Origin of the sequence: Methanolobus sp. ZRKC4, assembly GCF_045291305.1 — an archaeon.
GTDB lineage: Archaea > Halobacteriota > Methanosarcinia > Methanosarcinales > Methanosarcinaceae > Methanolobus.
The window spans coordinates 425313-452224 of the sequence record NZ_CP146983.1 but is presented as its reverse complement, the minus strand read 5'-3'; the positions used below and the strand labels follow the sequence as shown (position 1 = coordinate 452224).

General features: G+C 41.2%; 27 protein-coding genes. 20 read left to right on the top strand and 7 right to left on the bottom strand.

Annotated elements, in window-relative coordinates; all coding sequences use genetic code 11:
• Positions 1-36: 36 nt before the first annotated feature.
• Positions 37-648, bottom strand: a complete 612-nt coding sequence (locus V7O67_RS02270) for an orotate phosphoribosyltransferase-like protein (protein WP_406670705.1) — start codon at positions 646-648, stop codon at positions 37-39.
• A gap of 56 nt (positions 649-704) precedes the next feature.
• Positions 705-1184, bottom strand: coding sequence for an NOB1 family endonuclease (locus V7O67_RS02265; RefSeq protein ID WP_406670704.1), 480 nt, complete (start codon positions 1182-1184; stop codon positions 705-707).
• A gap of 136 nt (positions 1185-1320) precedes the next feature.
• On the opposite strand from V7O67_RS02265, the gene V7O67_RS02260 reads away from it, so the two are divergent.
• Positions 1321-2031: an RAD55 family ATPase gene (locus tag V7O67_RS02260; protein ID WP_406670703.1), complete on the top strand. Its 711-nt coding sequence runs from the start codon at positions 1321-1323 to the stop codon at positions 2029-2031.
• A 41-nt stretch (positions 2032-2072) separates the two neighbouring features.
• A complete protein-coding gene (locus V7O67_RS02255; protein ID WP_406670702.1) occupies positions 2073-2852 on the top strand; it encodes an NAD+ synthase in 780 nt (259 codons plus the stop codon).
• Between the two features lie 13 nt (positions 2853-2865).
• On the opposite strand, the gene V7O67_RS02250 is transcribed toward V7O67_RS02255, so the two are convergent.
• Entirely contained in the window at positions 2866-4170 is a 1305-nt protein-coding gene (locus V7O67_RS02250) for a tRNA(Ile)(2)-agmatinylcytidine synthase (RefSeq protein ID WP_342303663.1), read from the bottom strand.
• Between the two features lie 49 nt (positions 4171-4219).
• Complete coding sequence (locus V7O67_RS02245; RefSeq protein ID WP_342303664.1) at positions 4220-4486, bottom strand: ATP-binding protein; 267 nt, start codon at positions 4484-4486, stop codon at positions 4220-4222.
• A gap of 44 nt (positions 4487-4530) precedes the next feature.
• On the opposite strand from V7O67_RS02245, the gene V7O67_RS02240 reads away from it, so the two are divergent.
• Positions 4531-5475 (top strand): IS5 family transposase, encoded by a 945-nt coding sequence (locus V7O67_RS02240; RefSeq protein WP_342303665.1) that lies wholly within the window; start codon positions 4531-4533, stop codon positions 5473-5475.
• 99 nt (positions 5476-5574) lie between these two features.
• On the opposite strand, the gene V7O67_RS02235 is transcribed toward V7O67_RS02240, so the two are convergent.
• Entirely contained in the window at positions 5575-6561 is a 987-nt protein-coding gene (locus V7O67_RS02235) for a GAF domain-containing sensor histidine kinase (RefSeq protein ID WP_342306432.1), read from the bottom strand.
• 62 nt (positions 6562-6623) lie between these two features.
• Between V7O67_RS02235 and V7O67_RS02230 the strand changes: the two genes are divergently transcribed.
• Positions 6624-6992, top strand: coding sequence for a transposase (locus V7O67_RS02230; RefSeq protein WP_406670700.1), 369 nt, complete (start codon positions 6624-6626; stop codon positions 6990-6992).
• Positions 6989-7474 carry a transposase gene (locus V7O67_RS02225; protein WP_406671412.1) on the top strand — a complete coding sequence of 162 codons (486 nt, stop codon included), beginning with the start codon at positions 6989-6991 and terminating at the stop codon, positions 7472-7474. The genes V7O67_RS02230 and V7O67_RS02225 overlap by 4 nt, the downstream gene beginning before the upstream one ends.
• Here the strand turns inward: V7O67_RS02225 and V7O67_RS02220 are convergent.
• Complete coding sequence (locus V7O67_RS02220; RefSeq protein ID WP_342303668.1) at positions 7405-8316, bottom strand: PAS domain-containing protein; 912 nt, start codon at positions 8314-8316, stop codon at positions 7405-7407. The genes V7O67_RS02225 and V7O67_RS02220 overlap by 70 nt on opposite strands.
• Before the next feature lie 323 nt (positions 8317-8639).
• Here V7O67_RS02220 and tnpC point away from each other — a divergent pair, with 323 nt between their 5' ends.
• The 14 genes from tnpC (at position 8640) to V7O67_RS02150 (ending at position 23386) form a co-directional block, all read left to right on the top strand.
• Positions 8640-10088 carry an IS66 family transposase gene (gene tnpC / locus V7O67_RS02215; RefSeq protein WP_406671410.1) on the top strand — a complete coding sequence of 483 codons (1449 nt, stop codon included), beginning with the start codon at positions 8640-8642 and terminating at the stop codon, positions 10086-10088.
• A gap of 114 nt (positions 10089-10202) precedes the next feature.
• The gene (locus V7O67_RS02210; protein WP_406670698.1) at positions 10203-11171 is read left to right on the top strand and encodes a transcriptional regulator; all 969 of its coding nucleotides are present in this window, start codon (positions 10203-10205) and stop codon (positions 11169-11171) included.
• A gap of 102 nt (positions 11172-11273) precedes the next feature.
• Positions 11274-11882, top strand: a complete 609-nt coding sequence (gene purN / locus V7O67_RS02205) for a phosphoribosylglycinamide formyltransferase (RefSeq protein WP_406670696.1) — start codon at positions 11274-11276, stop codon at positions 11880-11882.
• A 53-nt stretch (positions 11883-11935) separates the two neighbouring features.
• Positions 11936-13171, top strand: coding sequence for a serine hydroxymethyltransferase (gene glyA / locus V7O67_RS02200; protein WP_406656098.1), 1236 nt, complete (start codon positions 11936-11938; stop codon positions 13169-13171).
• A gap of 46 nt (positions 13172-13217) precedes the next feature.
• On the top strand, positions 13218-14078 hold the full coding sequence (gene folD, locus V7O67_RS02195; protein ID WP_406656096.1) for a bifunctional methylenetetrahydrofolate dehydrogenase/methenyltetrahydrofolate cyclohydrolase FolD: 861 nt from the start codon (positions 13218-13220) through the stop codon (positions 14076-14078).
• Positions 14079-14149: 71 nt separating this feature from the next.
• Positions 14150-15385, top strand: a complete 1236-nt coding sequence (gene folP / locus V7O67_RS02190) for a dihydropteroate synthase (RefSeq protein WP_406656095.1) — start codon at positions 14150-14152, stop codon at positions 15383-15385.
• Positions 15382-15993, top strand: a complete 612-nt coding sequence (locus tag V7O67_RS02185) for a methylenetetrahydrofolate reductase C-terminal domain-containing protein (protein WP_406670694.1) — start codon at positions 15382-15384, stop codon at positions 15991-15993. Before folP ends, V7O67_RS02185 begins: the two co-directional genes overlap by 4 nt.
• A 105-nt stretch (positions 15994-16098) precedes the next feature.
• On the top strand, positions 16099-16980 hold the full coding sequence (locus V7O67_RS02180; protein ID WP_406658281.1) for a methylenetetrahydrofolate reductase: 882 nt from the start codon (positions 16099-16101) through the stop codon (positions 16978-16980).
• Complete coding sequence (gene thiC, locus V7O67_RS02175) at positions 16980-18227, top strand: phosphomethylpyrimidine synthase ThiC (protein ID WP_406656086.1); 1248 nt, start codon at positions 16980-16982, stop codon at positions 18225-18227. The genes V7O67_RS02180 and thiC overlap by 1 nt, the downstream gene beginning before the upstream one ends.
• A complete protein-coding gene (gene cofE / locus V7O67_RS02170; protein WP_406656084.1) occupies positions 18228-19004 on the top strand; it encodes a coenzyme F420-0:L-glutamate ligase in 777 nt (258 codons plus the stop codon).
• 522 nt (positions 19005-19526) lie between these two features.
• Positions 19527-20660 (top strand): glycine betaine/L-proline ABC transporter ATP-binding protein, encoded by a 1134-nt coding sequence (locus V7O67_RS02165; RefSeq protein WP_406670693.1) that lies wholly within the window; start codon positions 19527-19529, stop codon positions 20658-20660.
• Positions 20647-21480, top strand: coding sequence for an ABC transporter permease (locus V7O67_RS02160; protein WP_406670692.1), 834 nt, complete (start codon positions 20647-20649; stop codon positions 21478-21480). Before V7O67_RS02165 ends, V7O67_RS02160 begins: the two co-directional genes overlap by 14 nt.
• A gap of 49 nt (positions 21481-21529) precedes the next feature.
• Positions 21530-22426: a glycine betaine ABC transporter substrate-binding protein gene (locus V7O67_RS02155; RefSeq protein WP_406670691.1), complete on the top strand. Its 897-nt coding sequence runs from the start codon at positions 21530-21532 to the stop codon at positions 22424-22426.
• A 123-nt stretch (positions 22427-22549) separates the two neighbouring features.
• Positions 22550-23386 (top strand): glycine betaine ABC transporter substrate-binding protein, encoded by an 837-nt coding sequence (locus V7O67_RS02150; protein ID WP_342303680.1) that lies wholly within the window; start codon positions 22550-22552, stop codon positions 23384-23386.
• 53 nt (positions 23387-23439) lie between these two features.
• On the opposite strand, the gene V7O67_RS02145 is transcribed toward V7O67_RS02150, so the two are convergent.
• Positions 23440-24879 carry a dihydrolipoyl dehydrogenase gene (locus V7O67_RS02145; RefSeq protein WP_342303681.1) on the bottom strand — a complete coding sequence of 480 codons (1440 nt, stop codon included), beginning with the start codon at positions 24877-24879 and terminating at the stop codon, positions 23440-23442.
• A gap of 168 nt (positions 24880-25047) precedes the next feature.
• On the opposite strand from V7O67_RS02145, the gene V7O67_RS02140 reads away from it, so the two are divergent.
• A complete protein-coding gene (locus V7O67_RS02140; RefSeq protein WP_342303682.1) occupies positions 25048-26427 on the top strand; it encodes a sodium-dependent transporter in 1380 nt (459 codons plus the stop codon).
• Positions 26428-26912 lie beyond the last annotated feature (485 nt).

Sequence of the window (26912 nt, the reverse complement as noted above, 5' to 3'; positions counted from 1 at the left end):
TTAATATCTATTGACCTTAAATTCTTTTTTTTATATTCAGTCCACACGTACAATACTTACAAGGGCATGTATCGGAACCTCAGAGAGTGATGTTGAACCACTTTTATCAACAAGAACTGCAACTGCAACCGGTTTAGCACCTGCTATCCTCAGGTGATCGATTACATCATTCATTGTGCTTCCTGTTGTAATGACATCGTCAACAATCACGCATTTCTTGTCTTTAATACTTGCAAAGTTTCTGCTGAACGCACCTCTGGTCTGCGCCTCTTCACTTTGCTCGTTGTACGCGTGGTAGACAGAGAGTTCAAGCTCAAGTTCATCCGCCATGAGACTCGCAAGGGGAACACCACTAAGGCCGATTCCGACAATGACTTCTGCCTGGGTGCCTGCTTTTTCCAGGGAATCAAGTACCATATCACAAAGAGCAATACCAATGTGGCGGAGTCTGAAAGCACTTGTGCCGATATTGCTCCAGTTAACGGAGATGTCCTTGGGAGCAGGAGGAACCTCTTCTTTTTTGGAACGGGTCAAAAGCCATGTAACCGTGTCCCTTGAAACATTCAATTCATCTGCTATCTGCCTTGTAACAAGCCCGTTAGCCTGCAACTCCTCAGCTTTCTGGATCAATTTATCAATATTCTTCATGTGAACCCCGCTATCGTAAGATAAGATTCATTAGTTCCTAATACATGTGAAAGATGTTATATTTTTCTTTTACGCCTTTTTTTCAAGGTACACCCACAAACCTCACAGACTTCTCCGGTGTCAAAGCGCCTGCGGCATCCCGTACATTCTTTTTCCCACTGGAGCACATCACGTATCTTTTTCTGAACCACAGGCATTACTTTTATGCCCAACACTTCCGCAACATTCTGAACTGCATAGTCATCGGAGAACAACACAGCTTCATTCCCATACTCAAGGGCCTTGGAAAGTATATCTATATCTGTTGCCGATAATTCCTCGGCATCCCGTGTTTTGTTTGCGATGTCCAAGACAGACTTTCGAAAACTATCCTCCGGCATTTCCACACGTGCCCCACTTTCACGGGCGAGCTCAAAACGCATTGATGCCTCATTACTTTTGAGTTCATTGATAACTGAAGGTATAGTAATTATTCTGTGAGGTTCGATTCCGACCCCCATTATGAAGACCGCAGAATCTGCAATGTAATATTCCATGTAATAACAAATACCGTCTGAACATAGATTAATTCTTTGTCAGTTTCAAAAATGAACACACTTCTTATCCCCCGAAGAATATGCAAATCAAATATATAATTATACGTTGTATAAAGAAGAAAGGAAATGATAAATTATGACAAGAATATCAAGTGGAAATATTGACCTGGATAAAAGATTACAAGGAGGCTTTCCTGAAGGAGAGTGTGTTCTCATAACAGGAGAACCCGGAACTGGTAAAACTATTTTATGCATCCAATTCCTTTACAATGCATGCAAACAAGGCAAGAAATGTATGATGATAGCTACTGAAGAGACACCTGAAAAGATACTTCTCCATGCAAAAATGTTGGGTTTTGATCTTGAGCCCTTCTTTGAGAACAAGCAGCTATCTATGATACACTTCCTTGAAATGAGAGCAAAAAATGTAACTGATGGGTATAACAATATCAGCATGTATATAGACGACCTGAACAACCTTGGACACATCATCCAGGAAGATACTGAGGTCGTTGTTCTTGATAACATGGGCACTTTTTCAATAGGGATGGATTTGAAAACATTCAAAGACAAAATTGAGAAATTGGCATATGTACTGTCAAATCAAAAAATGACATCTTTGTTGATGATGGATGGAACGGCCCATGAACTCACGCACAGGATTGCCGAGTACTCCACATACGGGACAATCAAATTGATGGTTAAGGAAAATCCATATACAGGAAAAATGGAGCGCTTCATGCATATTCCCAAGATGAGAGGAACAGAAATTTCACTAGATCCTATTATTTATGATATAACCGACGAGGGTATAAAATTGTCAATATCCCAGGGCAAAAAAGATTAAGCATAATTGCCGATAGTCTCTAAAATAGCAGGTCTGGTAACATGGACATCAGTAAAGCCAAGGATATTATTGTTGATTTCATAAGGGAAAGAGCAAAGGAAGCAGGAGTAAAAGGAGCTGTTGTAGGAATTAGCGGGGGTATTGATTCAGCTTTGACAGCATACCTTACTGTTGAAGCCCTTGGTAAAGAGAATGTGCTGGGAATCCACATGCCTGAGCTCAATCTCACCCCTGCGGAAGATGTTCTTGATGCAACGGAGGTTGCAGAACGCCTTGGTATCGAATTCAAGACTGTAAATATATCAGAGATACTTTCCGGATATATGAACACAATTCCAGAGAGTTCAGCTTTCAATTCACATGCTAACGGTAACCTAAAGGCAAGGATACGCATGTCAATACTCTATTATTATGCCAATATCATGGGAAGGATGGTCATGGGAACAGGCAACAAAACGGAGATACTGCTTGGCTACTTTACAAAATACGGCGACGGCGGTGTTGACATTGAACCAATAGGTGATCTCTATAAAACAGAGGTCAAAGAGATGTCAGCACTCATGGGAGTTCCGGAAGAGATAATCACAAAAGCTCCTTCTGCAAGGTTATGGGCAGACCAGACCGACGAGGATGAGCTTGGCATCACATATGAACTGGTTGACAGGTTCCTTGCTCTTTTACTGGAAGGAGAAAGCCCACAGGTTGCACAGAATACACTTGGCCTAACAGGCACCCAGAGAGATTCAGTGGTAAAACGCATTAATGTAAACCTCCACAAACAAAAAGCTCCTGCAATAGCAGAACTTAACTCTCTTAGATAAGCAAAGATAAAGACTATCTGCCAGGGAAAACGGGCAGATTCTCTTCTTCAAATCTCAGAAGCTGCTTTGCAAGATGCCTTCTTGCACAGGGTGGAACCTCATAGAATCCAGCTTCAATTTCTCTTTTCACTTCTAATCGTTCTGTAACATCAGACCTTGTGCTACATTTTTTGCATCTGTAGCCCTGACCTGAGCCAGCAGATTTCATTCTCTTTCCACAGGAAGTGCATACCGGATTTTTAACCTCATATTTTGGAGAAAGCCCGGTTATCTTAATTTTTTCAATATTAACTGTTCTTTCAGTAACACTGCCATAGACAACAACCACATCACCTGGGATCAGTTTGCGTATAAGTTCCCTGAAGTTCTTTGTAGGCTCAAAGGCAGCACAGTCAATTGTATCCCCAACAGCATCCTTCAGAGAGAAGATAGTATGCCCTCCCTTGATTGTCTTTGGTTCGCAAAACACCACTCCTTCCAGAATATAGGAATGCATTTCCTGAATATCACTGATTGTTGATACCGGGATCAGATGCATATCAGTACCTTGATTTGTCTTATATCTGCATATACGTTCCACCGGTTCGGAACTAACAAAGGATGCAGACCTTTCCACAGAAGATGCATTCCTTCCCCTTATTCCGTAAAGGACAGGATCGCCAGAGTGAGGTACGCAAACTACCATGTTATTTTTTATATCAACGGTGTCCCATGTATCGGGATATGTCTGTACATCAGCTTCAAAGAGAGAATCTTCATCAACGCAGCGCTGGGTACCCCATACGTCTGTTTCTCTGTATGCAAGATACTCATATGTATGATCCCAATCAGGACTTAGAATTGCACCACATGCAGAAAGAGCACCGATAAGTCCACGGCCATTCTTGAATACTTCAAATGTGATGTCAAGTTCTGAAGCCAGTTTTTTCGCTTCATCTATTGTTATCACTTCTTTGACAGCACGCCTGAAAAAATCGCTCAGTGTATCTCTAACCTTGTCGAACTGATCATCAGTAATAAAAACCACACCAGGGTTGGTGTTCTCATTCTCCATGCACGCCATGGAAGTAACCCTTTGGAGCACATGTTCCATTACTTTCCCTGGTTCTTTGCACTGCACAAACAACGCTACAGATGCATTCCCACGGGTCTTGTATGGAATAGTAGGATTAAGGCGGACAAGTATAGGTTCTGCTATGATATTTGCAAAAGATGAAAGCTCATCCCTTAAAAGAGCACAGAGGTAGGTAGTACACATACCTTCCCTTGAATCCGTATCGTCAATACCTATAACCATTTTAGTGTATTCAGTACTCATTGAACCAATAGCAAATATGACTGATCAGTGTTAAATGATTCTCTGATGATCAGGATTTTTCATCATTAATTGCTGGAAGAAGCACATGTATCTCAGTCCCTTTGCCTTCTTCACTTGTTGCCCAGATAAAACCAGCGTGTGCCTCCACTATACCCTTACATAGATATAATCCAAGACCGTTGCCACCATATCGACGTGTAAGAGAACCGTCCATCTGATAGAACCTTTTGAAAATATGTTTTATTTCATCTTTGGGAATACCTATTCCAGTATCTTTTACAACAGAGGATTTCGATAAACTACCATCAATACTCATACAATTCAATAAAATTTAAATAATAGCAAAGCAAATTTACTATTATGGATTCTTTTACTGATTTTGCCTTAAATGAAGAATATAAGCGTCTCCAATCTGTCGGAGATAAGCTTGCTGAAATTGAATATTTAGTAGATTGGAAGCCTTTTCGCCCTATTCTGGAGTCAATGTACATAAACAGAACAGCTTCAGGCGGACGGCCTGAAGCTGATGTTATTGTAATGTTCAAGATGCTTGTTCTGCAACAATGGCATGGTCTTTCTGATGCTGAGCTTGAAAAGCAGTGTATTGACAGGATATCCTTTAGGAAATTCCTGGGATTTCCTGAATATGTACCAGACAGTACAACTGTCTGGTCATTCAGGAAGAGAATTATCGACAATGGTAAAGAAAAAGCGGTGTGGGATGAAATGCAGAATCAGCTTGATGCTCTTGGTTTGAAGATTAAAAAAGGAATGATCCAGGATGCAACTTTTATTCACTCAGATCCAGGACATGCAAAAGCAGATGTACTCAGAGGAAAAGATGCGAAAACAAGAAGAAGCAAAGATGGAACCTGGACTAAGAAAAATGGTAAATCTCACTTTGGATACAAACTTCATACAATTATTGATAAGGATTATGAACTAATCAGAAGATTTGAGACAACAACTGCATCACTTCACGATTCACAGGTTGATCTGTCTGAAAAGGGTGAAGTGGTGTATAGAGATAAAGGATATTTTGGAGCAATAGCAAAAGGTTTTGCAGCAACAATGCAACGAGCTGTAAGAGGACATCCTTTAGGAATAATGGATATCCTCAGAAATGAAAGAATAAGTGTGAAAAGAGTCCCTTGCGAAAGAGTGTATGCAGTGACAAAAGAAATATTTAAAACCAGAAAGGTTCTTGTTACAACTGTAGAAAGAGTGAATGCAAAAATGTTGATGACAGCTTTTTGTTTTAATCTGCATCAATTGAGGACACTAAAAACCAAAGGAGTAATTTAGGATAGCGGGAGCTATACTAAAAATAAGGATTAATGAAGAGAAATTAAACAAAATGATAAAAAATGAGAGGATATAATTGAGTTTGAATACTTTAATGATCTAAAATGAGGGAATATCGAAATCCTCAACAACATGTACATTGTCCTTTTCTTGAAATGCAGCCACAGTTACCGAACCTTCGGAAGATGTAAATTTGAATGCATTTTCAAGTATATGGGAAAATACCTGTTCCAGATAGGTTACATTGCCACAAACAAAGGGAAGAGGTGAAACATATTCTTTATTCAAAACCGGACTTTTTTCATTTCGCATAGAGAACTGATCATCAGTTACTTTGTCAAGCACATTGACAATATCGATAGAATCAAGATGATACTGTATATTCCCTGAACGAATATTCTGCATATACAACAGGGAATCTATCAATTTATGCAATCTCTTAGCATTCTGCAAAATAATTCCTACTCCCTTCCTTTGTTCTTCCTCCATGGTTCCAAGGTGTCCATCGAAAAGAAGTTCACTGTACCCTTTGATAGGAATAAGGGGGGTCTTTAGTTCATGAGTTATATTTGCCATGAATTCATCTTTCATACGATCCAGCGATTCAAGTTCCTTATAGTTTTCAGCCAGCTCCTCTGAATATGTTTTTATTTGGTCCTCATTTTGTTTTTTCTGCAGGAGCTTCCATGTTCCTTGCATAAGAAGCGTCATTTGCCTTATATCAGAACTGTTATAATCGCTGTCTTTATTTCCCACACCTGCAATCATAACGATCCTGTCATTATCGAACACAGGAATTCCAAGATGGTTTCGGATATCCATATGACCTTTAGGTAGTCCTTTTTTAAAGGAACCATCCCGTGCATAATCATTCGTTACTACTGGTTTTCGCTGTCGTATAGGTTCGCCCCAAAGTCCCATTTCCTCAAAACTGAAGATAGTACTTATGTTATCAATTCCACAAAGTTCCACTGCTTTTTTTGATGGGTCATACACATTTGTAGTGGCCTCATCTTCATTTATAAAAGCAATATATCCAACCTGGCTTTCTGTGAGCTCAACAGCTTTTTCAAGCGAGAAATTTATGACATTGAACCTATCTCAAAACTATAAATACTACTTCTTTGTATTTTATTATGGGGATATGAATGGAATTCAGAAAACTTTCTGATGTGCAATGGAAATTTATTCGACCGCATTTACCACCACAACCAATAACTGGAAGAAAGAGAGCTGATGACCGTAAGGTCATCAATGGTATTCTCTTTGTTCTGATAACCGGTTGTAGATGGGGGGATATGCCAGCTAGCTATGGTTCCAGAGCAACTGCTTGGAGAAGGCTAAAAAGGTGGTCAGAGGAAGGAGTGTGGAATGAGATTATGGAATCCCTTCGGGATTCCGCTTACCAAAAAGGTAAGTTCTCCATGGATCTTGTATGTGTTGATAGTAGTTTCATCGAAACAAAAAAAGGGGAGAAAATTCCGAATACAACGGCCACAAAAAAAGAAATGGAATAAAGATACATGTTTGTGTAAGTTCTGAAAGCTTTCCTTTGACCGTTCTGATAGCTTCTGGAAAAGCACATGATAGGCAGCAGTTTGTTAAGATCATGGAAAGTATCAAGGTCAAAACTGCTGGAAGGCCAAAAACAAGACCATTGGAAGTACTTGCAGATTCTGCTTATGATGATGTGGCCATCAGGAAATACTTGAGACATCGGGCAATCAAAAGTAACATTCCTGTTAATATCAGGAATCAGAAATATCCAAAAAGAGGAAGACCTACAAGATTCGAGTATGAGTCATATCGTAAAAGAGGGACAATAGAACGTTTCTTTGCATGGTTGAAAATGGGATTCAGAAAAATAGCAAGTAGATATGAAAGGCTTATGTTGTTTTCAAGGGACTACTGGATATTGCATGTTTTCTATTATGTTGGAATAAAGTTCAAGAGACGTTTTGAGATAGGTTCATTGTTTGTTGTTGAACCGGTAAATTGATTAAGCTCAACAAGGGCCTCTAACCTCAGTTCATCTAAGAAAAAAGCTTTCTTTGCAGCTTTCATTTCAGTTATATTTTTAAAAACAAGGATAGATACACTATCTGTTATTTTTGCAAAATTGAACAATATATCTTTTACAGAATTATTTTTGCACAATATCCTACATTCTTTAGTATCGACATTGTTTATTTCATCCCATGACGAAGATTGGTTTGAACACCAGGATTCAAAGATTGTTTTTCTACGTTCCTGATTGGGATGCACAAACTCCCACCATTGATCCATTTCCGGTACATCTTCAAGAGTGTAACCGAAAGTTTCCGTGAATTTCCTGTTAAAATAAATTGGGCTAAAATTAGAATCCAACAAAGCAACAGATATAGGAGATAATTCTACCACTCTTTTGAAAAGGAGATCACTTTCTTCAAGTTCTTTCCGGGAGATTTTTTGTTGGGGAATTTCTTCACCTGAAATAATAATACCCTTAAAAAGACCATCATTTGTAAGTGAAACGGCATTCCAAAGAACAGAAATTTTTGTGCCATCTGTTTTCAGAAGGGGAATTTCAAGATCCCCGACAGAAGTTATTTCGCCAGAAATGAATTTATCCCATATAGAACGAGATTCAGATTTAAATTCATGAGGTACCAGTACGTCAAACCATTGCGTCCCTGAAATCTCTTTTTCTTTATAGCCGGTCAATTCAAGAATTCTTTTGTTAACAAATGAAACACTACATTTCGTATCCAAAAAAAGAATTACCATTGGCATTATATCCATTGTTTCATTGGATATTTTATTTTCATTTACCAGATGGTTAATTTCTGCTCTATTGGACATAGGCATCAGGGATTGCTCCTAACACTACTTTTTGCATGTTCTTTGTTCTTATCCTGAACCTTCATATTCATATTACCAGCACGACCATTCTTAGAAAACAGGGAATTATTGTATATACAACTGTATTTCAACACATCTAATAAATAATTTTCTAGCTAGAGATTATTAGAGGACACTCCAAAAAATAGAAGTAAATATTATGTAACTATTCAGCCTGACTGTTTTAATGATGCAAAAAACAATATACTATGGCTTCATTTTATGTGTTAAAAAATATTCAGTAAAATATCATAAAAAACGTCTATCAATCTGAGGGGATTTGTATAGACCGCGAAGAAATACTTGCAGTTTATGAAGCTGGTCCAGAAGCAGTAGTAGAACTTGTAACTCGATTACTTGGGATAATTGAACATCAATCTCTCCAAATTGCACAACTTGAAGAGCGTGTCAGGCATTTGGAAGAAATGCTTGAAAAGAATAGTCGCAACAGTAGCAAACCACCTTCTACTGATTCTTATGCACGGAATAAACCAACCGTTAAAAGTCAAAGAAAAAAGACCAATAAGCATGTAGGTGGTCAAAACGGTCATCCTGGTACTACATTAAGAATAAATGATGATCCGGATGAAGTTATTGTTCATCCTGTTAATCAATGCGTCAATTGTGGGAGATCGTTAGCTTCTGTTCCCTCTGACTATGAAAGAAGACAGGTCTTTGACATTCCTCCTATAACTATCAATTGCATTGAACATCGTTGCGAGATTAAAACATGTCCCAAATGTTCTCATGTAAACAAAGCTCTTTTTCCAGATGGTGTAACTCAGCCGACTCAATACGGTCATCGAGTTAAGTCATTTGCAGTTTATTTGCACACTTACCAATTACTTCCTTATCAGCGTGTTACCAAGTTGTTCTCTGATATTTTGGGATGCAAGATAAGTCCTGCTACTTTGGTGAACACGGAACGTAGTTGTTTTGAGAAGCTTGGAGCTTTTGAAAATACAGTGAAACATCTCCTGAAAGAATCTCCTGTCATCAATCTGGATGAAACAGGAATGAGAATAAATGCAGTTCGTAATTGGCTTCATGTGGCAGGTACAGACAAACTGACCTATTATTTTGCACATCGCAAAAGGGGCTCAGAAGCAATGGATGCTATGGGCATATTACCAGGTTACACTGGTGTTGCAACACATGATTTTTGGAAACCGTACAACAAATATGAATGTCAACATTCATTATGTAATGCACATTTATTACGAGAGTTAACTGGAGCTTCCGAAAACAGGGATCAACAGTGGCCAAAGATAATGAGTGATCTCTTGATATGCATTAAACATCATGTTGATAATGATCTTTTAGATACTGAGCTAATTCAAAGGTTCAGTGAGGATTATGATCACATAACTTGTTTAGGAGTGAATGAAAATCCTCCTGATCCGGAATCAAATGTGCGGTCTAAAAAACGAGGACGTAAGAAGCAGACCACGGTAAAGAATTTGCTGGATAGGTTTATTGGCCATAAAGAGGATATCTTGCGATTTATGTACGACCAAAACGTTCCGTTTGATAACAATCAGGCTGAAAGAGATATCAGAATGACGAAAGTACAGCAGAAGATATCAGGTACTTTCCGCAGTGAACAGGGTGCAAAAAATTTCTGCCGTATAAGAGGATACGTGTCTACTGTTAATAAGAATTCTGAATCTGTTATCGATGCAATTAGTGCAATATTTTATGGCAATTCATTTGTTCCAAAGTTGCAGAATTGATCGTGGATGAAGAAATCAGCTTGGTGGAAGTGAGCTAGGCTGAATAGTTACAATATTATAACTATAGTTTTTGCGATAAAGTTATATAGACCTGCAAACAAAGCCTATTTTGTAATGACGAAGGAAATTCTAATACATCAGATAGTTGATGTATTAAAACAGGCAGGATTCATCGTTTCAAAACGCTGCAACATAAGGCCCCGGAGTTTCGATCTGGCGGCCAGGAATGCTGAAACACTCCTTTTCTGCAAGGTGTTATACAATATCGACGGCCTCAATGAAGAGACTGCAAAGGAGATGAGATGCCTTGCAAGGTACCTGGGTGGCTCGGCGTTGCTTGTAGGAGCAAAGACCAGAAACCAGCTGCTAGAAGATAGTGTAGTTTACATGCGTTATGATATTCCTGCGGTTAGTGTCCAGACCTTTTATGATTATTTTGTAGAAGATACTCCCCCGCTTGTTTCAGCATCACCGGGAGGACTCTATGTATCGATAGATGGCGATGTACTAAAAGAAGCACGTCAGAAAGTCTCCATGTCACTGGGATCACTTGCCTCCGAACTGGGAGTTTCACGCAGGACAATAAGCAAGTATGAAGACGGCAACATGGATGCTTCCATAGATATTGTACTGCATCTCGAGGAAATACTCGACGTAGCCCTAGCGCAATCCATAGATATTCTTCGTGGTTTTGAGAAAAAGGCAAATGTTGAAGCTAAACAGGAAAAGGTGCCTGAGACACAACCAGATGATGGTATCCTGAACATGCTCTACGCTCTTGGATATCAGGTGATGTCAACCAGCCAGGCACCTTTCAGGGCCATCTCAAAGGATACATCCGACACACTACTTACAGGCATCAGCAACTACAGCAGTGCAATGATAAAACGTGCTGACCTTATGAGCAGTATCTCATGTGTGACAATGACAAAATCAGTGTTCATCATCAACGGGGAAATTAAAGCCCAGAATGTTGAGAACACTGTTCTTATCGAAAAAAGGGAACTTGATCAGTTATCCGGCACTGAAGAGCTGGCGGAATTGATCGATGAGAGGACGAAAAAGCACAATATCAATATTTGATGTTTTGTTTCAGTGCCCACATTTAATCGTTTATCACATAGTTTCCAGTTGTTTTGAGTAAATCCAAAACCCTAATATATGGAAATCCCTTTAGGAGTAGCAATGACTACCAACATCGCAGTGCTTGTTTCAGGAAGGGGCTCCAATCTACAGTCTGTTATAGACAACATAGAAAACGGCTATATCCAGAATGCAGCAATAAAGGTTGTTATTAGTGATGTAGAGGATACCTATGCTCTGGAGCGGGCCCGAAATCATGGGATATCTGCTATTTTCATAGACCCTTCTGATTTCTCAAATAAGCAAGATTATGAAAAAGATATATTGGAAGTCCTGAAAGACAACGATGTTGACCTTATACTTCTTGCAGGATACATGCGCATAGTAGGAAAAAACCTCATTGCAGCATATCGAAACAGGATCATAAACATCCACCCGGCATTGCTTCCATCCTTTAAGGGATTACATGGCCAGCAGCAAGCTTTCGATTACGGAGTAAAGATATCCGGCTGCACAGTGCACTTTGTCGATGAAGGTATGGATACAGGGCCGATCATATTACAGAAATGCGTACCTGTCCTTGAAGGTGACACTGCGGACAGCCTTTCCGCACGCATCCTTGAACAGGAACATAAGATATTACCCGAAGCGGTAAAACTTTTCGTTGAGGGCAAACTTAAAGTGGAAGGCAGGATTGTAGTACGCACATAACTTAGATTCATTTACCCAGGAATTTATAATTACGGATATAACGGTTGATTGAAATGTCTTATATCTCGGAAGTTGACCCAGAGATCGCCGAAGCCCTTAAGCTTGAGGCGAACCGTCAGGATTACAAGTTAAACCTGATTGCATCAGAGAACTATGCAAGCCGTGCAGTAATGGAAGCACAGGGCTCTGTGATGACGAACAAATACGCTGAAGGATATTCAGGAAAACGCTACTACGGCGGATGTGAATTCGTCGATATTGCAGAGGATCTTGCAATCGAGAGAGCAAAGGCAATCTTCGGTGCCGAACATGTTAACGTACAGCCACATTCAGGTTCCGGTGCCAATATGGCATGCTATTTCTCAGTCCTCAAACCCGGCGACACTATCATGTCTATGGACCTATCACATGGCGGACACCTTTCACACGGAAGCCCTGTAAACTTTGCAGGCCAGCTCTATAATATAGTACCTTATGGTGTTGACAGGGAAACCGAAGCTCTTGATTATGATGCACTTATGGAAATGGCAAAGGAGAAAAAACCCCGGATGATAGTCTGTGGTGCTTCAGCATACTCTAAAACCATTGATTTCAAAGCTTTCAGGGACATAGCCGATGAAGTAGGAGCATACCTGCTCGCAGACATTGCACATATCGCAGGACTCGTTGCCGCCGGAGCACATCCAAATCCCGTACCCTATGCAGACTTTGTTACAACCACAACCCACAAGACCCTCAGAGGACCGAGAGGTGGAATGGCTATGTGCAAAGAAGAATATGCAAAGGACCTGAATAAGGCAGTGTTCCCCGGAATCCAGGGTGGTCCCCTCATGCACGTTATCGCAGCAAAGGCCGTTGCATTCAAGGAAGCCATGGGTGAGAAATTCAAGGCAGACCAGAAGCAGACAGTAAAGAATGCAAGTGTACTGGCTAAAGAGCTACAGGACAGGGGCTTTGACATTGTCTCAGGCGGAACTGACAACCATGTGATGCTGATCAACCTGAACAAGTTTGATATCACAGGAAAAGAGGCAGAGGCCGCAATGAGCAAGGCAGGTATTGTACTTAACAAAAATACCATTCCCTTTGAGACAAGGAGTCCTTTTATCACCAGTGGAATAAGGATCGGTACACCTGCACCTACGACCAGGGGAATGAAGGAAGAGAACATGAAAGAGATCGCAGGATTCATTGCAGAGGTTATCAACAACCTCAATGATGATACAGTCCTTCATGGTATCAACTCTGACGTCGAACAGCTTTGCAGCGGGTTCCCTATATATAAATAAGTGAAGCACATTCCTGTATTGGAAAAATATCACAGGGGTTTGCATAATGACAGAAGAGAACTACGATTCCAGGAAAATAGATGGAAGAAGCCTGTCAAAGAAGTTGGAAGAGCAGGTTAAGCAGGGAGTTGACAAACTTAAAGCACAAGAAGGAATTACTCCCGGACTTGCAACGATACTTGTTGGTGAAGACCCTGCATCCAGAATGTATGTACGCCTGAAACACAAGGCATGCGAAAGGGTGGGCATACATGCAGAAGACCAGAACATGCCAGAATCTTCCACCCAGGAAGAACTCATGCAGCGTATCCGGGAATTGAATTCAAGGGAGGACATACACGGAATCCTCCTCCAGTTACCTCTTCCGGAACACCTTGATGATAAGGCAGCAATGCTTGCAATCGATCCTGCAAAGGACGCCGACGGATTCCACCCATACAATATGGGCAAGCTCCTGATAGGTGAGGAAGGTCTTGTACCCTGCACACCAAAAGGCGTAATCAGGGCGCTTGAAGAATACAACGTACCAATACAGGGCAAGCACGCAGTTGTTGTGGGACACAGCAATGTTGTAGGAAAACCTATGGCTGCGATGCTTATCAACAGGAATGCAACGGTTTCTGTTTGCCATGTATTTACAGATGATCTGAAGAAGTACACCCTTGATGCCGATATCCTTGTAGTGGGAACAGGTGTCAAGCATCTTATAAAGGCAGACATGGTTAAGGAAGATGCAGTTATCTTCGATGTTGGCATCACCGAGGAGGACGGCAAGGTCTACGGTGACGTTGATTATGATAACGTGGTCAAAAAAGCCTCGTTAATAACTCCGGTTCCTGGAGGTGTAGGTCCCATGACCATCGCCATTCTTATGGAGCACGTGCTTATGGCAGCAAGAAACTCCTGATAAGCACATTTATATTTTAATTATGTCAATTATATATTATAATATCCTGAAATGATAGTACAGGTTAAATAATGGCTATTGATGTTGATATATGCGGCTTGAAGGTTGGAGATGAGCACCCTGTAAGATTGATGGGTGTTATCAACCTCAGCAAGGAATCCTTCTACAAAGATTCGGTTGTTAGTACTGATTCTCTTCTTGATGTTGCCCATAAAATGGTAGACGACGGCGCAACTATACTGGACATCGGTGCACGTTCTACGTGGCCTCTTGCAAAACCCGCCATTGGAAAGGAAGAAGAACTGGAACGCATGATCCCCGCACTGGACATCCTGAAGGATAACGTGGATGCACTAATCTCCGTAGATACGATATACTCCACCATTGCGGAAGAATCCCTGAAACATGGTGCAGATATCATTAATGACGTTTCGGGATTTACGGCTGATCCGCATATGATCAATGTTGTAGCAGATCACAATTGTCCCGCAGTGGTAATGGCATCAGAAGAGTTTCCAGGGGATCCTGTCGGAATGAATGCTATCATGGAGTCGCTTGCATCTATAATTGCCAGGGCTGATGCCAGAGGTATAGATACAAGCAATCTCATACTGGACCCGGCCATAGGGAAGTGGATTCCTGAAAAGGATCCAATATTTGATTTTGAGACCATAGACCAGTTCGAAAGTCTGAAGGTTTTCGGAAAGCTACTGCTTGCAGCAGTCTCAAGAAAATCCTGCATTGATGCTATACTGCACAAACCCGCAAGTGAAAGACTATATGGAAGCCTTGCTGCAACGGCAATCGTGGTCCACAAGGGAGCACATATAATAAGGACACACGACATCCCTGAAACAAAGGACGTGGTCGAGGTTGCAAGGGTAATGAGAAAGAGACAGTCCTTTGTGAAATCAGGGAATTTTGAGGTGGCCGTTATGGATATAACCCACCCAGATGATGCCGAATACCTCATGAAAAGTATTGGTGTCACCTCTGCCGGTGCTAAAGTCATGAAGAACAAAACCGTGAGCAAAGTAGTACGTGTGAATAACATCACCACTACTGAGGCACTGATAATCAAGCAGGAGATACTGGCGCGTGGAGGAGATGCCGCTCTTGAGCGTGACGCTGTTTCCCATGAAACCGAGAAGACAGATATTCTCATAATAGGAACGCTTCTGCAATTTGAAAAACTGGTCCGGAAACTATCATTCCAGGCACGCAATCTTCCACTTATTGCTGAAATGATAGCAGAGGTCCTTGAAAATGACATGGATGTAGAACACCGTTATCAGAGGGAACTATGATAGTCTCATCTGCAAAACCCTTTGAAGAGATAATCAAACTGCTGAAGGATGAGGATGATATCTTTATTATAGGCTGTGGAGCTTGTGCTGCAAAATTACATGTTGGTGGGGAACCCGAAGTCCTGAATATGCGCCAGCGCCTTGAGGAAGCAGGAAAGCATGTAGTTGGATGGTGCATCCCGAGTGCTGCCTGCAGTGTGGCATCCTTTGATTCACTTGTTAAAAAGAATCCTGTCATAAAGGAAGCAAAGTCAATCCTTGTTATGGCATGTGGAAGCGGGGTTTCTATTGTGTCTAAAGTAGCAGAGACACCAGTCTACCCTTCGAATAACACTGAATCTCTTGGAGGACGGTCACAGGGAGAAGTAGTCCCTGAACTCTGCGCCATGTGCGGAGATTGCAAGGTTTACTATTTCGGTGGAATTTGCCCCAAGGGCCAGTGTCCCAAACAGCTTCTCAATGGTCCCTGTGGTGGTTCAATTGAAGGAAAGTGTGAAGTTGACCCTGAAAAAGACTGCGTCTGGGAATTAATTTTCGAGAGATTAGAGAAAATCGGCAGGCTTGACCTGCTGGAAAAGGTTTGGGATGCCGAAGAGGATATTGAATAATTTGTATTACTGGAGTAATACTCTCCTGAAATTCCACATTCATTTCTAAATGTAAACCTAAATTCCGCGATGAATTTAAAAGCCGGACCTACATATAATCCCTCGATGTCCCTGACCTTCAAAGACAAACTCGAATCAGACGATTTTCTTATCACTGCGGAGATCAGTCCACCGAAGGGAACAGATCTCTGCGAAGCTCTTGCAGATGCAGAGCTTATACGAGACTTTGCTGATGCCCTCAACGTCACGGATAACCAGCGGGCAGTCATGAGAATGAGCCCCATAGCAGTCAGCAAGGCGTTGCTGGACGCAGGACATGAGGTTATCATGCAGTTGACATGCAGAGACCGCAATTGCCTTGCATTGCAATCTGAACTTCTGGGAGCATACGCGCTTGGTGTCAGGAACATTTGCGTGATGACAGGTGATTACACCACCAAAGGAGACCATCCTGGTGCAAAGCCGGTCTATGATATGGACTCAGTGCAACTTCTTGACATCATCCGAAAAATGAAAGAAGGATATGATCTTGAAGGTAACTTAATAGAAAAACCGCCTGTTTTTACAGTCGGTGCAGTCACGAACACCGACCCTACAAAATTTATGCAGATGATGAAGCTGCGGAAAAAGGCAAAAATGGGACTTGATTTCGTCCAGACGCAGGCAGTCTATGATACCGGGCAGTTCGAGGCATTTATGGAAGAAACAGGAGATATTGGAATTCCGATAATTGCTGGCGTCATTCCTCTTAAATCCACGAACATGGCACATTTCATGAACCGAAATGTTCCGGGCATCAATGTTTCCACTGAAATTATAGAAAGAATGGAAAATGCTGAAAATCCGATAGATGAAGGTATGTCCATATGCTCGGAAACTATAATTGAGCTTAAGAAGCTCTGCCGTGGAATCCATATTATGCCAATCGGAAAACACGATAAAACACCCATGATACTTGAAATGGCCGGGATAAGGAAGAACATTTGATGATTAAAACGCAGATAGACCATGCAAAAGGTGGTACCCTCACACCTGAGATGCTGGAAGTTGCAAGAATTGAGGGCATTGAAGAAGAACTCATTCTTGAAAATGTCGCAAACGGCAGTCTTGTCATAATGACACGCAAAGGATGTCCACCTGTTGCAATTGGTAAGGGTGCAAGCACCAAAATAAATGTGAACCTCGGAACATCTTCAGCCTCGATAGACCCTGCTGCTGAGATTGAAAAAGTAAAGATAGCACAAAAATACGGTGCAGGTACCATTACGGATCTATCTATGGGAGGAGATATATCTGCTATCAGGGAGATGGTGTTTGAGAATACAGAACTTCCCGTCACAACCGTCCCCATCTACCAGACTATAGTCGAATGCGGAATGGAAAGCGTGACCTTTGATGGCATTCTCTCATACATGAAAAAGCACATCGATGAGGGCGTAAGTTCGGTACTTCTCCACTGTGTCGAAAGGAAAATGCTGGAAAAGCTGAAAAATTCAGGAAGGGTCATGGGCATGGTATCCAAGGGCGGGTCCTTTACCAGCAGTTTTATGCTGCTCAACGATTGTGAGAATCCGTTCATTGAGTATTTTGATGAAATTATGCAGATACTCAGGAAAAATGATGTTGTTCTCTCCCTCGGAAATACAATGAGAAGCGGATGTATTCATGACCTGAAGGACAGTGCCCAGTTAATGGAGATAGAGACAAACGCCACTCTTGCAAAAAGAGCAAATGAAAATGGAGTACAGGTAATCATTAACGGAATGGGTGGACATATCCAGGCATCTGAGATACCTGCTTCTGTCAGATTGTATAAAGAAAAAGCAGACTTTCCTTTATTCGTAGCAGGCCCCTTGCCAACTGACATAGCCGTTGGATACGATCATATTGCAGGTGCTGTCGGTGCAAGCATAGCAAGTGGAGCAGGTGCCGATTACCTTTGCTACATAACTCCTGCAGAGCACCTGTCATTGCCAAATCCCCAACAGGTCAAAGAAGGCCTTATTGCATTCAGAATCGCAGCCCATATCGGCGATTCCATGAAATACGGCTTAAGCGAAAATGATCTCATGCTTGCCACAAAAAGAGCTAGCTTTGACTGGAGAGGACAGGCTGAGCTTGCTATTGACCAAGACAGACCGACTCAGATGTGTCCTGATGAAGGACCCTGTTCCATGTGCGGGGACTATTGCGCGATAAAGATAATGAAGAACTATCTTTCCGGAGAGGAGTAAGTGCAAACCGATCATCCATCTTTGCAGATGCTTGGAATTAAAACACCTCTTATCAAACCGGGAGACAATATTGCAGATGTCATAATCGATTCTCTCGGGAAGCAGGGAATGCGATTTCAAGATAATGATATCCTCATCATTGCCGAATCACCGCTGGCAACAGCCGAGAATCGCCTCATGTGCTTAAAGGATGTTAAACCCTCAGGAGAAGCAGAAGAACTGGCTCGAAAATACCAGCTCGATCCGCGAGAAATGGAGCTTATTCTGCAGGAATGTGATGAGATATTCGGAGGAGTGCCGGGTGCAGCACTCACTATCACAGACGGAACCCTCTCTCCAAATGCAGGTATCGACAGCTCCAATGCTCCAAAGGGTTACGTTGTACTACTTCCTGAGGATCCCCAGAAAAGCGCAGAGAGAATTCGCATGGACATCGAGAAACGCTGCAAGTGCCACATCGGAGTGATAATTGGGGATAGCCGCACTCAACCTCTCAGACTCGGATGTGTCGGCATAGCTCTTGGAACTTCAGGTATAATTCCTGTAGAAGATGAAAGGGGAAAACTGGATCTTTTCGGAAAAGAAATGAAGATAAGCCGCAAGGCTGTTGCAGACAACCTTGTCTCTGCTGCCCAGATACTCATGGGGGAAACGGGAGAAAGTGTACCTGCAGTACTGGTCCGTGGTGCACCGATCCAGGTTGTAAAGAAATCCCTGGAAATGCCTCTTTTTTCACCGGATGAGTGCATGTACTACAGTAACATAAGAAAAGCATAAACACTTCTGTACTATTTTTTAAGCTTTAACATAACTATAGAAATCCATAGAAAAAGTACAACTCATTAAAACTATATAGCACGGCCGATAAAAAAATAGCAAACTTAACTACATATTCTATTGGTACAAAATACAAATGTTCAGAACCAAAAATCCTGGCACAAAAGAAATAAGTAAATTATCCGTTCAGGGATAACTTTTTCTTTTTTGTTTAAATTAGAGTAATTATCTTTTATCAAAAATAATCAAAAGGAAAAGATAATTTACATATATCTTGCTTGCCTATTATATAATAATAGAATAAAAGGTACAATTAGGGTTTATTTTTAAAAAATAAAATATAATAGGCCTTATTTGGCCAAAAATGAAACGATACATTAATATATGGTTGTCCTGTCAAAACTAAAGGTGAATAATTAAATTAATCTTCTTTCATACTGAGGTATTACTATTTATGAAAAAAAGATAGAAGTAAAAAACCTTGTTAAAATTTTTGGAAAACATCCCCACAAAGCTCTTTCAATGGTAGAAAAGGGCATGTCAAAACAGGATATTTTCAAACAAACAAAACAGACAGTTGGTCTGTATAATGTTAACTTCGATGTTTACAATGGTGAAACATTTGTACTTATGGGACTCTCAGGCTCTGGAAAATCAACTCTTCTGAGATGTCTCAACAGGCTGATATCCCCAACTGACGGACATATACTCATCGATGGTGATGACATTGCCACAATGAATGACAAAGAGCTAAGGGAAGCCAGAAGAAAGAAAATGAGCATGGTTTTCCAGGGCTTTGCTCTTCTGCCCCATAGAACTGTTATTGATAACGTAGCTTTCGGGCTTGAGATACAAGGTATGCAGAAAGATGAGAGATATGTCAAAGCCGAGGAAGCTATTGCTAAAGTTGGCCTTAAAGGATATGAGCACAGCACCACCTCCTCACTGAGTGGAGGTATGCAACAGAGAGTCGGGCTTGCAAGAGCCCTTGCAACAGATCCCGATGTCCTGCTTATGGATGAGGCTTTTAGTGCTCTCGATCCTCTCATAAGGGCAGAGATGCAGGATGAGCTTCTTGCTCTTCAAAACAAGATGAAAAAGACTATTGTCTTTGTTTCCCACGATCTTGATGAGGCCTTGAAACTAGGTGACAGAATTGCCATAATGAAGGACGGCTACATAGCCCAGATAGGTACTCCCGAAGAGATACTCACCTCACCTGCTGATGACTATGTTTCAGAGTTTGTGGCAGGAGTGGACCGGGCAAAGATCCTGACTGCGGACAATGTGATGAAACGACCTGAACCTGTTGTTTCTATTAACTCTGCATTGACAGTTGCTACACAACTGATGAAAAAACACGGAATTTCTTCTATTTTTGTTGTCGATCCTGACAAGAAGATTAAAGGAATACTTCTCATTGATGATGCTGTCCAGGCTGTCAAGGACAAGAGAACATTGCATGATGTGTTGATAACAGACGTGCAAATCGTTGCACCCGACCTGCCCATCAAAGATATAATCCCGATGATGACAGACAGAAATTTTCCGCTGGCAGTTGTAAATGATAATCAGAAGATAATAGGTGTTATTGTCAGAGGTAGCATCCTTGGTGCTCTGGCCATAAAGGAGGATGATTCGAATGGTCTTACCTGAACTTCCAATAGGGGAAACTGTTGAATCAAGTGTTTACTGGGTCGATGATTATTTCGGTTTTCTCCTTGATGCTTTCAGTGAGTTTATAGATATTCTTGTATCTGGACTCAAGGATATACTATTATTCTTACCACCTATTGCATTCATTCTTATCGTTACTATCTTTGTTTATTTTGTTTCCAAAAAGAACCTTAGACTTGCAATCGGAACCGCGATCGGGTTTTTGCTCATAGAGAATATGGGACTTTGGAACCTTGCAATAGAAACGCTGGCTCTTGTGCTCTCATCGGCGCTTGTGGCCCTTACCATAGGTATACCATTGGGCATCCTGACTGCCAAGAATGAATTTGTGTTCCACATAATCAAGCCGCTGCTTGACTTTATGCAGACAATGCCTTCTTTTGTTTATCTTATCCCTGCTGTGATATTCTTTGGCCTTGGAAACGTCCCCGGACTGGTGGCAACTGTTGTGTTTGCAATGCCACCTGCGATACGCCTGACAAATCTTGGCATACGGCAGGTACCTGTGGAACTTGTAGAAGTTGCTGACGCCTTTGGAACCACTCCATTGCAGAAACTGGTGAAAGTGGAACTGCCCGTGGCCGTCCCGACGATAATGGCCGGAGTCAACCAATGCATCATGCTCTCTCTTTCAATGGTTGTTATTGCTGCCATGATCGGTGCACGTGGATTGGGATACCAGGTACTTGTGGGCATCCAGAGAGTGGATATCGGTCAGGGGTTTGAAGCAGGCCTTGCGATTGTTATTATCGCGATCGTGCTTGACAGGCTGACCCAGAACCTGACACCTAGAAAATAAAATTAACAGACCATACGGTCTTAATTTATACATAAAAAGTTGTGATAAAATGAAAAGACAAGTAAAACTCCTTGCAGTAATTACTCTGATTGCTGTGCTTGTAATGGTAAGCGGATGTACTGACCAGAACGCAAGTGGAGAATCCGGAACAGAGTTAGAAGAGACTACACAAACAAAAGAAGCTACTATCGGCTATGTACTCTGGGACGGTGAGATTGCCAGTACTAATGTAATGAAAATTGTTCTTGAAGAAGCAGGATATGATGTCGAGATTATTGCAGTTGACGCAGGTGCATTATACCAGGGACTTGCAGACAGTCAGTTCGACTTCACTACATCTGCATGGCTTCCACAAACCCAGAAGAACTACTGGGAAACATACGGAGACGACATCGACAGTGTCGCAGTCAATCTTGAGGACTGCAAAATCGGACTTGTAGTTCCCACATATGTAACCATTGATTCAATTGAGGAACTCAATGACAACAAGGACCAGTTTGAAGGTGAGATCATCGGTATCGACCCCGGAGCCGGTATCATGCAGACAACAGAAACTGCTATTGACAATTACAGTCTTGATTACGATCTCGTTGCCAGCAGCAGTGCAGGTATGGCAGCTGAACTCAAGAACTCAATATCAGATGAAGAGTGGGTCGTTGTCACACTCTGGACACCACACTGGACATTCAACAGCTTTGACCTGAAATACCTTGAGGATCCAAATGGAGTTTACGGCGAAGCAGACCATGTCGAAACACTTGCAAGGGTTGGCCTTGCAGAAGATGATCCCGAACTCTACGGCATCATAGGCAGATTCAACTGGACTCATGATGACATTCAGTCTGTTATGGCTGACCTTGCTGACGGTATGCCTGAAGATGAAGCTGCTCAGAAGTGGATTGACAACAATCCTGAAAAAGTGCAGGAATGGATTGCAGCAGAATAAGGGGTTTACTCTTATTCTTTTTTTTATTTATCCAACTATATTAATTTATAAACAAAAAGGAGTGATAGCTTGAGATATAATTTTTTGAAAATATTAGGATGCTTTCTAGTAGCAATTGCCTTAATGAGTGCAGGATGCACCTCACCTGCTGAAGAAGGGGCACCTGAAGAAACAACACAGGAACCTGTAACAATAGGAGTTATCCAATGGGATGATTCACGTGCTGGTGCAGCTGTATTCACACAGATCCTTGATGAAGGAGGATATGAATATGAAACCATTACTGCTGATCTTGGCGGTCTTTACCAGGCTACTGCACAGGGAGATATCGATGTCCTAATTTATGCATGGCTGCCGGCAACTCAGGCACCTTACTGGGAGCAATACGGAGACAAACTGACCAAAGCACAGGTTGTTGCTAGCGGTGCAAAGTGCGGACTTGTTGTTCCTGATTACGTACCAATAAACACCATCGAAGATCTTCAGGAAAACGCTGATAAATTTGATGGTACAATCAATGGTATTGAACCTGGCGCAGGTATAATGCAAAACACAGAAAGCTGTATTGTGGATTATGAGCTTGATGGTTTTGAACTTTATTCAAGCAGCACTGTGGGAATGGTCACAGAACTTCAGAGTAAGGTTCGCAATGAAGAATGGGTAGTTGTTACTCTCTGGAGACCACACTGGAGTTTTGCTCGTATAGAAGGTCTTAAATTCCTTGAAGATACCCAGGGAATCTACGGAGAAACTGACGATCTTGTAATTCTTACTAGAACAGGATTTGAAGAAGAGAACCCTGAGTTCTTCCAGCTTATCCAGAACTTTGAGATGGACCTTTCAGACATAGAATCACTAATGATTGATATTGATGGAGGTCAGACACCGGATGAAGCAGCGGCTGCATGGCTTGCTGAAAACCCGGAAAAGATGAATGAAGTTCTTGGAAACCAGGAATAAAAGAATAAAATTCAATCGAACATTTGAGAGAACTTGGTTCTCTCATTCTATTTTTACTGTTCTTTTGCGCTTTCAAGTCCATAAGCCTGCATTATCATATGATATTCAGAAGCAGGCATCCTTGAATAGAATGCTCTTTTGATGACCTCACTAAGTGATGGATGGATATCCATTGCATACATAATCGGATCTATACTCTGGGTTTCAGTATACATCAATGGAATTATCTGGTGAATTAGCACTGATGCTTGGGGGCCTATGATATGAGCACCAAGAATCTTCTGAGCTTTGCCATCAAGGATAACTTTCACGAATTCATCCCCCAAGGACATTGCCACGCCTTTTGCTGTTTCCTGGAGACGGTAAAAACCAATCACTATACCTTCTTCTCCGTATTTATCAATAACTTGTTTTTCATTCATTCCAACGCTGGCTATTTCAGGATATGAGAATACAGCATGTGGAACTGCATGATAGTCGACCTTCACCTTATGTTTCAGAGCAGCGTTGTAGTAGACAACTGATGATTCATGGTTTGCAACATGCTTGAACAGGTATTTTCCGTTAGCATCACCGAATGCCCAGACATTCTTCATGGAGGTTTCAAGGTGCTCATTGACCTTTATCCATCCACGTTCATCTGTCTCAATTCCTCCAAGTTCAGGTTTCAATATATCAGTATTCGGGCTCCTGCCGGTTGCAACAAGTATCTTAGAAGCTGTAACTTCTTTTTCCTCACCGGTCTGACGATGTTTTGCAATCACAGTCTTGCCTTTTGATGAAGACTTTACCTCAACAACCTCGTAGTCTGTGAGGATTTCCATGTACTCTGACATCATCTTCTTCGCAAGTACAGAAACTTCAGGTTCCTCTTCTGGAATGAACTGTGCATTCCTGCCTATTATAGTGACCGTGGAACCCATGGCTGAAAAGAAGTGTCCGTATTCAGCAGCAATATATCCGCCTCCGATGATAGCAAGACTTTCGGGGAGTTCAGTCAGTTCCAGTACTTCATCACTTGTGAGAAAATCAATCGTGTCCAGTCCTTTCACAGGAGGTATTGCAGGCTTTGAACCTGTACACAAAAATATCATTTTGGCGCTGATGGTTTCCCCAGCAACCGTCATGGTGTAAGGAGAAACGAACTCAGCTGTTTCATTGTAGAAATCCATTCGGGGAATATGAGTATAACCATGTCTGATATTTTCAATGTCTTCTGATATTGAACTGCGCATCCTGTCCATCACTGACTTGAAATCAATACTTTCAATTGATGCTTTGATACCGAAATTACCTGCATGCCCGATATCCCTTACAAGCTCTGCAGGGTAAAGAAGCATCTTTGAAGGTATACAGCCTCTGGTAAGACAGATTCCTCCCGGTTCATCTTTATCAATGAGAGCAACTTTCATTTCAGGATCTGCATCCATCATTGCAGTAACATAATTCATCCCGGAGCCTGTGCCTATTACAATAAGATCGTATTCTTTCATTTGATTCCCCACAGTATAATATTCCTATGAACATTGGCCGCTATACGTATAATTATTTCCGATAGAACTCTGATATATTAAGTGATACAAAAGCAGGATGAAGAACAAATATAAGTAATAATCCATATTAATATTATAATACCAACATACAAATACGAGCTAGCATCAATGACAAAAGAAAAAAAAGCCAACGAAGAAAGAGAGCAACTGGCCAGCAGAATAGGATTTCTGTTATTATCAGCAGGATGTGCCATCGGTCTTGGCAACATATGGCGCTTTCCATATATTACAGGGAAATATGGAGGAGCTGCTTTTGTCCTTATTTACCTTGCGTTTCTCGTTCTGCTGGGATTTCCCATTCTGCTTATGGAATATTCCATAGGTAGAGCAGGGAAACTGAACATTGCAGGTGCTATGAGAAAACTGGAGCCTGCGGGCAGCAAATGGCATATATTCGGATATATGGGCATTATAGGAAATGTTCTGCTCGTTATGTTTTACACTACTGTGGCAGGCTGGGGACTTGCATACATATATTATTCACTCACCGGAAGTTTTAGCGGACTTGAGCCACAAGAAGTAGGTAACTTTTTTGTGACATTCCTCAGTAACACTTTAGAAATAGTATTCTTGATGGCTCTTGTCGTATTCATTGGTTTCTGGGTTTGTTCAAAAGGACTTCAGAATGGAGCTGAGAAGGTTAGTAAAAATCTCATGGCAGGAATGATTCTAATTTTACTGATCCTTGTCTTTAAATCTGTAACTCTTCCGGGAGCATCTGCAGGAATTGACTTCTATCTGAAACCTGATTTCAGTCTGATAGGAAGAGAGGCTGTTTATGCAGCCATGGGACAGGCATTCTTCACATTAAGCGCAGGTGCAGGAGGAATGGCAATATTTGGAAGTTACATTGGAAAGGAGCGTTCACTTGTCGGAGAATCAATCAATGTAGTTGCACTGGATACTTCCATTGCCCTGCTTGCAGGACTTGTGATATTCCCTGCAGCTTTTGCTTTTGGAATAGATGCTGGCTCTGGGCCTGAACTCATTTTTATGACCCTGCCCAATATATTTAACCAGATGGTTGGAGGACTTATCTGGGGTGTTCTTTTCTTTGTGTTCCTTTCCTTTGCTGCAATGTCAACGGTTATAGCTATTTTTGAGAATATAATGGCATTCACAATTGATGAATGGGGATGGACACGCAAAAAAGCAGCTTTTGTTAATGCTATTGGAATCTTTATTCTTTCTTTGCCATGTGCACTTAGCTTCGGTCCACTAAGTAGTATACAACCTTTCGGACCTGGTAGTGGAATACTGGATCTTGAGGATTTTATCTTCAGTAATAATATTCTCCCAATTGGAGCTCTCTCAATAGTGATGTTCTGCACGCTAAAAATCGGATGGGGATGGAATAATTTCATAGAAGAGGCAAATACCGGAATGGGGAAGAAAATACCGGAATGGGTCAGTCCATATGCAAGATACATATTGCCTATTGTTGTTTTGATAATACTTGTTCAGGGATGGTTGAACCTATTTAAATAAAATAATAAATAACAGCAAAAAATTTAAATGAGGTCTATAGAGCCTCATTTATTGAACAAGAGAGAAACAATCATTTTAATTATCTTATGCTATATAGGTGCTTTTGAGTATATAATTATACCAATACATTACAGATGAATAAAAACAATGGTTTTTCATGTTAAGCTTTTTTTTAATGACAATGCGTCCATGATTTGAGATTATAATAATGGTAACTATTCAGCCTGATAAAAACACTATCAATAGCAATCTTGACAAAAAGTTGAGACCTACATTTTATTAGGATCATTAATTTTGATTGTTGTCATTGATTGCTTTTTTGATTCTTAGGTTGTTAGTGAGCAAACATCTCCGTTTTGATTAAATCAGTATCAATAGGCTAATTGTGGTAGGCTGAATAGTTACTAATAATGTAACTATTCAGCCTGACTGTTTTAATGATGCAAAAAACAATATACTATGGCTTCATTCTATGTGTTAAAAAA

Bases quoted from the DNA above. Each gene is read 5' to 3' on its own strand.
- V7O67_RS02270 (WP_406670705.1), bottom strand. From the start codon at position 648: ATGAAGAATATTGATAAATTGATCCAGAAAGCTGAGGAGTTGCAGGCT.
- V7O67_RS02265 (WP_406670704.1), bottom strand. From the start codon at position 1,184: ATGGAATATTACATTGCAGATTCTGCGGTCTTCATAATGGGGGTCGGA.
- V7O67_RS02260 (WP_406670703.1), top strand. From the start codon at position 1,321: ATGACAAGAATATCAAGTGGAAATATTGACCTGGATAAAAGATTACAA.
- V7O67_RS02255 (WP_406670702.1), top strand. From the start codon at position 2,073: ATGGACATCAGTAAAGCCAAGGATATTATTGTTGATTTCATAAGGGAA.
- V7O67_RS02250 (WP_342303663.1), bottom strand. From the start codon at position 4,170: ATGAGTACTGAATACACTAAAATGGTTATAGGTATTGACGATACGGAT.
- V7O67_RS02245 (WP_342303664.1), bottom strand. From the start codon at position 4,486: ATGAGTATTGATGGTAGTTTATCGAAATCCTCTGTTGTAAAAGATACT.
- V7O67_RS02240 (WP_342303665.1), top strand. From the start codon at position 4,531: ATGGATTCTTTTACTGATTTTGCCTTAAATGAAGAATATAAGCGTCTC.
- V7O67_RS02230 (WP_406670700.1), top strand. From the start codon at position 6,624: ATGGAATTCAGAAAACTTTCTGATGTGCAATGGAAATTTATTCGACCG.
- V7O67_RS02220 (WP_342303668.1), bottom strand. From the start codon at position 8,316: ATGTCCAATAGAGCAGAAATTAACCATCTGGTAAATGAAAATAAAATA.
- V7O67_RS02210 (WP_406670698.1), top strand. From the start codon at position 10,203: ATGACGAAGGAAATTCTAATACATCAGATAGTTGATGTATTAAAACAG.
- purN (WP_406670696.1), top strand. From the start codon at position 11,274: ATGACTACCAACATCGCAGTGCTTGTTTCAGGAAGGGGCTCCAATCTA.
- glyA (WP_406656098.1), top strand. From the start codon at position 11,936: ATGTCTTATATCTCGGAAGTTGACCCAGAGATCGCCGAAGCCCTTAAG.
- folD (WP_406656096.1), top strand. From the start codon at position 13,218: ATGACAGAAGAGAACTACGATTCCAGGAAAATAGATGGAAGAAGCCTG.
- folP (WP_406656095.1), top strand. From the start codon at position 14,150: ATGGCTATTGATGTTGATATATGCGGCTTGAAGGTTGGAGATGAGCAC.
- V7O67_RS02185 (WP_406670694.1), top strand. From the start codon at position 15,382: ATGATAGTCTCATCTGCAAAACCCTTTGAAGAGATAATCAAACTGCTG.
- V7O67_RS02180 (WP_406658281.1), top strand. From the start codon at position 16,099: ATGTCCCTGACCTTCAAAGACAAACTCGAATCAGACGATTTTCTTATC.
- thiC (WP_406656086.1), top strand. From the start codon at position 16,980: ATGATTAAAACGCAGATAGACCATGCAAAAGGTGGTACCCTCACACCT.
- V7O67_RS02165 (WP_406670693.1), top strand. From the start codon at position 19,527: ATGGTAGAAAAGGGCATGTCAAAACAGGATATTTTCAAACAAACAAAA.
- V7O67_RS02160 (WP_406670692.1), top strand. From the start codon at position 20,647: ATGGTCTTACCTGAACTTCCAATAGGGGAAACTGTTGAATCAAGTGTT.
- V7O67_RS02155 (WP_406670691.1), top strand. From the start codon at position 21,530: ATGAAAAGACAAGTAAAACTCCTTGCAGTAATTACTCTGATTGCTGTG.
- V7O67_RS02150 (WP_342303680.1), top strand. From the start codon at position 22,550: ATGAGTGCAGGATGCACCTCACCTGCTGAAGAAGGGGCACCTGAAGAA.
- V7O67_RS02145 (WP_342303681.1), bottom strand. From the start codon at position 24,879: ATGAAAGAATACGATCTTATTGTAATAGGCACAGGCTCCGGGATGAAT.
- V7O67_RS02140 (WP_342303682.1), top strand. From the start codon at position 25,048: ATGACAAAAGAAAAAAAAGCCAACGAAGAAAGAGAGCAACTGGCCAGC.